Raw genomic sequence first — 1,815 nt, 5'->3', positions numbered from 1 at the left:
AAAGAGGCTGTAACGAAATAGACTGAATTGACAAGTCTATGAGGTTACACCTCTTTTTTCTATGCTTTGTTCTGAAAAAACATCTCTTATTTTTAGATAAAGGAATAAACCTTTGTTTTAAGGCATTATAAAAACATCTCCCCCTTTTTATTCTCTATGCTGAATACTTTGGTCTTTGCTTTTTATTGTGATATTTCATTAAGTTAAATCCAATAGATACTAACTGTATCTCCATTTCCACATTTTTTATGCTTCTTCTGTGAATTCTGTCATACTTGTTATCTGTCTTGATAACTCCAAACGCTCCTTCGGTTTCAATAGACCGCTTCATTCTTAACTGTATTCCTTCTTCACTGTCTAGTCTTTTCTTTGCCTCTGTTTGAAGTTCATTTAGTATCGGATTCACTGTAATAATGCGATTTCTTTTTGCGGTTGTGCATACATTCTTCTGTTCACAGGTTTCACATTTGCCACAGCTATGACTTTGATTGATTCTCATATATTTGCTACGTTTATCTACCCTTTCTGATATACATGTGAATACATGTCCAGCCGGACAGATATATCTGCCGCTTGTGTCTTTCATCCAGTTTGCTTTATTATATAGATTCTTTTTGTATTTCTTTTCTTTCTCTTTGCTATACATGCTATATTTTATATATGCTTCTATATTATGGGTTAGACAATACATATAATTATCATAACTTCCATATCCCGCATCTGCGACTACGACTGCTGGGAGTTTTCTATATTGTTCTAAATACCGATCAAGGAATTTGATAAATGTCTTTTGATCACTGCGCTCTTGAAAAACACATGCGTATGCTATATATTCATCACATACACCTATCTGCACATTATATCCCGGTTTGAAGATTCCGGTTTTCATGTAGTAGTCTTCTTTCATATGCATCATTGTCGCATCGTGATCTGTTTTTGAATAACTGTTTCTGCCTTCACCGCATATCTGAATTCTGGTCAGGCAGCTTTCTAAGGTATCTCTATAGTCCGCAAGGTTATCATAAATCCTTTGTATCGGCGTTTTTCTCTTTCCTTTACCATAAACAAAAGAGAATCCTTGCTTTTTACATTGCGATAATATTGCCTCAAGGATGACATCTAATTCTTCCGGTGCCCATGTATCTTTAGGTTCTGTATTCTCCAGTTTCTGTATTTCATCATTGATGCGTGTAAATGTTTTATCTCTTGTTTTGACCGCGGTCTTTTTCCATACAAAAGAGAATTTTGTGGCATTTGCTTCTAGTTTTGTTCCATCTATACATAAAGTCTTTGTATCAACGTCGTCTAGTGTACAGATAGATTCAAAAATATCCTTAAATATATTTTCTATAGAATCTTTCAGATATTTCTCAATAAATCTTTGAATTGCCATATGGCTGGGTGTTTCTTCTTCCATAAGATACATAAAACGGATATCCGTTTTACAGGCCTGTTCAATACCTCTCAAACTATAAATTTTATTCATGAACGCAAACAGAACGATTTTAATCATCTTAAAGGGATTGTATTCTTCACGACCTTTATGTGAAGGTCGATTCAGATATGTATTCCAATTTACTCCTTCCATCACTTTAAGAAAACTGAACACCGGATCAGAAGAATTTAACTTTTTTCCTAAATCCAGTGGTAAAATCAACTGTTGTGTAGTATAATCCATATTGTTCAGATACGGATAATTTAACTCGAACACATTGATGTTTTCCATAGTTAAATTATACCAAAAAAATACGCCATTCTCTTATGAGTTTGACGTATTTTTATTTGTGAGGCTATTTCTTATTCGTTACAGCCTCT

The 1,815-nt window shown here is 33.8% G+C and carries 1 protein-coding gene; it reads right to left on the bottom strand.

All coding sequences use genetic code 11. From position 1 onward, the window contains the following. Positions 1-154: 154 nt before the first annotated feature. Positions 155-1,726 (bottom strand): IS1182 family transposase, encoded by a 1,572-nt coding sequence (locus EDD61_RS13685; RefSeq protein WP_017144643.1) that lies wholly within the window; start codon positions 1,724-1,726, stop codon positions 155-157. Between the last annotated feature and the right edge of the window lie 89 nt (positions 1,727-1,815).

It is taken from the genome of Longicatena caecimuris (assembly GCF_004341945.1).
Taxonomy (GTDB): domain Bacteria; phylum Bacillota_I; class Bacilli_A; order Erysipelotrichales; family Erysipelotrichaceae; genus Longicatena; species Longicatena caecimuris.
This window is presented reverse-complemented; position numbering and strand designations above follow the sequence as displayed.

What these genes read in the sequence shown, in the direction of transcription:
- EDD61_RS13685 (WP_017144643.1), bottom strand. Translation starts at nt 1,726, where the DNA reads ATGGAAAACATCAATGTGTTCGAGTTAAATTATCCGTATCTGAACAAT.